The organism is Mesorhizobium sp. P5_C1, from assembly GCF_054049815.1.
This window is the reverse complement of sequence record NZ_JBFULQ010000484.1, coordinates 1-4,170: the sequence shown is the minus strand read 5'-3', so window position 1 is coordinate 4,170 and position 4,170 is coordinate 1. Positions and strand designations below refer to the sequence as shown.

Sequence of the window (4,170 nt, the reverse complement as noted above, 5' to 3'; positions counted from 1 at the left end):
GCTCAAGGAAGAGCAGGACAAGGCGAAGACCGCCAACTGATCAGCCGGTTTTTGTCGGCCTAACAAAAAAGCGGGGTCATGCCCCGCTTTTTTTGCGTCTGTCGTCTGGTCGGTTAATGCCTCGATTGCCGTTTCGGCTCGTAGCGCCCGTCCGGCCTCTTATCGAACATCTCCTTGATCTGCGGATGCCGGACCGGCTCGCCCGACTGATCCTCGAGCAGGTTCTGCTCGGAGACATAGGCGATGTATTCGGTTTCCGAATTCTCGGCGAGCAGGTGATAGAAGGGTTGATCCTTGCGCGGCCGCACGTCGGCCGGGATGGCTTCGTACCATTCGTCGGTGTTGGCGAACTGCGGATCGACGTCGAAAATGATGCCCCTGAAGGGAAACAGCCGGTGGCGAACAACCTGTCCGATTGCGAATTTGGCTGTTTTCATCGTACTCACCACTGAATTCCTTGAACTTATTTGGCGCAGACTGGGCATCAATTCAATCCCGACGCGTTTTGAGCGTGCCTTGAAGCTACGCAGGATGCGGGGAAAAGGTTTTGCCGCAGGCCGCCGATGTCGACATTCGCCGAGGACGCGGTTTGGCGGAATGTTCGGAAGATCGCTATCAGCGCGCCGGCTTTCGCAGGCCGCCGGCCAGCGCCGCAAAGCCGCTGCCGGGACGAAGCCCCTCGCGCATGAAGAAGGCGCGAAGCGGCGCGAAACCTCCGAGAACGCCGAGCCCGGCAACACGGGCCATCTGCGCCGGCAGCATGTCGGAAAGCAGCGACATGTTGAGCAGATTGACCGCACTGCTGCGCGCCAGAATATCGGGGCGGCGTTTGAAATCGTAGGCCGCAAGGGTCTTGGCAGCGCCGGGGTCGGTACGATTTTCTCCAGCGATACCAACGAGATCGTCGATATCCCTGATACCGAGATTGAGGCCTTGCGCGCCGATCGGCGGAAACACGTGGGCGGCTTCGCCGACAAGCGCCACACGGTCCCGCGCGAAACGCAGCGGCGTCACCGCCGAAAGCGGATAAATCTGCCGGCCCGGCTCGACCGTCACCCGGCCCAGCATCGACTGCATCTGCTGTTCGACCCGCACGGAAAGCGTCGCATCGTCCAACGCGGCGAGTTCCGTTGCTGTCTCGGGCTTCACCACCCAGACCAGGCTCGAGCGATTGCCGGGCAGCGGAACCTGCGTGAACGGACCGGTCTCGGTGTGGAATTCGGTCGAGGTGAAGGCATGATCGCCGCTGTGACGGAAATTGAGGACAAAAGCTGCCTGCGGGTACGAGCGGGCCGAGGTCGAGATGCCGGCCGCCTGGCGTGCCGGCGACAGCCGTCCGTCGGCGGCGACCGCCAGGGATGCATCCAGCGTGCTGCCGTCGRTCAGCACGGCACGGGCATGTTCGGCGTCGAGATGCCAACTTGCCACCATCGACCTCCGCCAGTCGACGCCGGTATGCTTAGCAACCGTGCTGGCGAGTGCGGGATTGAGGACGCTGTTGGGCAGGTTCAACCCGAACTGGTCCTCGCCGATCTCGCTGGCGCGGAAGGTGACGACGGGGCTACGGATCAGCCGGCGGGTCGCATCGACGATGCGCATCACCTTCAAGGGCGCCGCCTTGGGCTTGATGTCTTCGAGCATACCCAGCCGCGCAAGCACCTGCAGAGCGGGGTTCATCAGCGCCGTCGTGCGGCCATCGGGGGCAGAAGTTTCGGGCCCGACAAGCGTCACCGGGAAACCGGCATCGGCGAAAGCGAGCGCCGCGATCAACCCTGCCGGCCCCGTGCCAGCAACCAGTATCCGCGCAGTGTCTCGATGCTCCAAGATCGGCTTCCGGCTTGCAATGCGAGGCAGCCCACCCGACCTGCCAGTCGATCCAGCATATAGGTCAATTCATGCCGCTTGATCAACGCGGCGATTCGGCTCATTCCGATGTCATGACCGGCCAGCAAGACGACTTCAGCCATCTCGACCGCGCCGGCCGCGCCATGGCGAACATCGCGCGCAGTCCCCGTGTAACGGCAAACGTCGTTGTCGGCGCCTGCATCCTGCTTGCCTGGCTGTTGCTTGCCGCGATGGCAATCCGCAGCGCCGAAGGGCGGATTGCGGGCGTCAACGCCCCTGGCGACGCGCTTCTGCGTAACCTGCCGCGACTGCCGCTACCGGATTTCCTGGAACGGTTCTTTGCGCTCTGCCTGTCGCCGACGCCGCTGGACGGAAGCCTCGGGCTCAAGGCCGGCGCGCTCGTCTTGATGTGGTTCCTGATGGCGATCGCCACCATGCTGCCTTCGGCCGCACCGATAATCCGCACCTATTGCGAGATCGCCGATACGGCTCGCATCAAGGGCGAGCCGGTCGTCCATCCGCTGGTGCTGGTTGCCGGTTACCTCGGCGTCTGGCTCGCTGCCTCGATGATGTTCGCGGTGCTGACCTTGGCCATTCATGCATCCGGCTCGCCCAGCGGGATGCTCGACCCCGTCGTCGGTATTGCCGGCGCGGTCGCTCTGCTGATTGCGGGCCTCTACCAATTCAGCGGTCTGAAGGAAGCCTGTCTGAAGAAATGCAGGAACCCGTTCTCGATCCTGTTCGCGAATTGGAGCGCGAGGCCCGTCCGCGTCTTCCGGCTTGGCGTCGCGCAAGGCCTGTGGTGCCTCGGCTGCTGCTGGGCGTTGATGCTGGTGATGTTCGCCGTCGGGGTGATGAACGTCTTCTGGATGGCGTTGATCGGGCTGTTCACCCTGATCGAAAAACAGACGGCGAGCAGGGTTCCAACCCGGCTGGCCGGTGCGATACTGCTTGTCTGGGCAGCAGCGCTGCTAGTAGTCTCGCGATAAGTGGGGGAAAGTCGATGTCAGACCAGAGCTGGGCGATGAAGGGAGAGCTCGTACTCTCCTGCAATTGCACGGTTTTTTGCCCCTGCGTGCTGTCGCTCGGCAGTCATCCGCCGACCGAAGGCTATTGCCAGACCTGGGCCGGCTTCCGCATCGACGCCGGCCATTTCGGCGAGGTCGACCTGTCGGGGCTCAATCTCGGATTGATCATGGAAATCCCCGGCTATATGAGCCGCGGCAACTGGACCGCCGGCCTGTTCATCGACAAGCGCGCATCGGTCTATGCGGTCAAGGCGCTGACCAAGATTTTCACTGGCAAGGCGGGCGGGACCACCTCGTTGCTTTCCATCCTTGTCGGCAAATTCCTCGGTGTCGAACAAGTGCCGATCACCTATGAGACGCGTGACAGGACACGCATCTTCCAGATACCGAAGATCATCGACGGGGCGGTAACGCCGATCCCCGGCAAGGACCGAGACAAGGATACGGTGATCAGCAATTCGGAATACTGGATCGCGCCTGAGATCATCGTTGCCAGGTCCGACAAGAGCAAGATGCGGGCTTTCGGCCGAAACTGGAATTTCGCCGGCCGGTCGGCCGAAATCTGCAAGCTGGATTGGCGGGGCCCGTGAGCAAGAACACAACGGCCAAGAAGATCAGGGACCGGATTCCGCGACCGAAGAAGAAAGTCACCTGGCCGCAGGCGAGGGCGTTCTCCGTCCATCTGCTGACCGCCTCGGGCTCATTCCTGGCCTTCCTGTCGCTGGTGGCCGCGAGCGAAGAGCGCTGGACCGCGATGTTCTGGTGGCTGGGGCTGGCCTTGTTTGTCGACGGCATCGACGGGCCGATCGCCAGAAAGCTCGAGGTCAAGGAGATCCTGCCGACCTGGTCGGGCGAAATGCTCGACAACATCATCGACTACGTGACCTATGTCCTGATCCCGGCCTTCGCGCTTTACCAGCGCGGCTTCATGGGCGAGGGACTGTCTTTTCTGTCGGCGGCGATCATCGTCGTCTCCAGTGCCATCTACTACGCCGACACCGGCATGAAGACGAAGGAGAATTTCTTCAAGGGATTCCCCGTGGTCTGGAACATGGTGGTGTTCACGCTGTTCGTCATCGAGCCGGGACAATGGGTTTCGTTCGCGGTGGTGGTGGTGGCCGGCATTCTGACTTTCGTGCCGATCAATTTCATCCACCCGGTGCGGGTGGTGCGGCTGCGGCGCATCAACCTCGCGATGACGCTTTTGTGGTGCGCTTTCGGTGCACTGGCGCTGGCGCAGGCGGCACTCGCTGCCTTCTACGATCAGATCGGCGTGCTGGGCGAGCAGGTCAGCACC

General features: G+C 62.4%; 5 protein-coding genes. 3 read left to right on the top strand and 2 right to left on the bottom strand.

Translation table 11 applies throughout. From position 1 onward, the window contains the following. Nucleotides 1-113 precede the first annotated feature (113 nt). Together hspQ and ACXJ7R_RS26305 are read right to left on the bottom strand one after the other, a co-directional pair. Nucleotides 114-437, bottom strand: a complete 324-nt coding sequence (gene hspQ / locus ACXJ7R_RS26310) for a heat shock protein HspQ (RefSeq protein ID WP_167392389.1) — start codon at nt 435-437, stop codon at nt 114-116. A 178-nt stretch (nt 438-615) separates the two neighbouring features. Continuing rightward, nucleotides 616-1,824 carry a UbiH/UbiF family hydroxylase gene (locus tag ACXJ7R_RS26305; RefSeq protein WP_457154380.1) on the bottom strand — a complete coding sequence of 403 codons (1,209 nt, stop codon included), beginning with the start codon at nt 1,822-1,824 and terminating at the stop codon, nt 616-618. 71 nt (nt 1,825-1,895) lie between these two features. Between ACXJ7R_RS26305 and ACXJ7R_RS26300 the strand changes: the two genes are divergently transcribed. The 3 genes from ACXJ7R_RS26300 to pcsA all read left to right on the top strand — a co-directional run. Beyond that, entirely contained in the window at nt 1,896-2,834 is a 939-nt protein-coding gene (locus tag ACXJ7R_RS26300; protein ID WP_457154379.1) for a DUF2182 domain-containing protein, read from the top strand. A gap of 14 nt (nt 2,835-2,848) precedes the next feature. Next, complete coding sequence (locus ACXJ7R_RS26295; RefSeq protein WP_095091806.1) at nt 2,849-3,463, top strand: DUF1326 domain-containing protein; 615 nt, start codon at nt 2,849-2,851, stop codon at nt 3,461-3,463. Further along, nucleotides 3,460-4,170 (top strand): phosphatidylcholine synthase (gene pcsA, locus ACXJ7R_RS26290; RefSeq protein ID WP_457154378.1); only part of this gene is annotated, 711 nt, incomplete at its 3' end. The genes ACXJ7R_RS26295 and pcsA, both read left to right, overlap by 4 nt.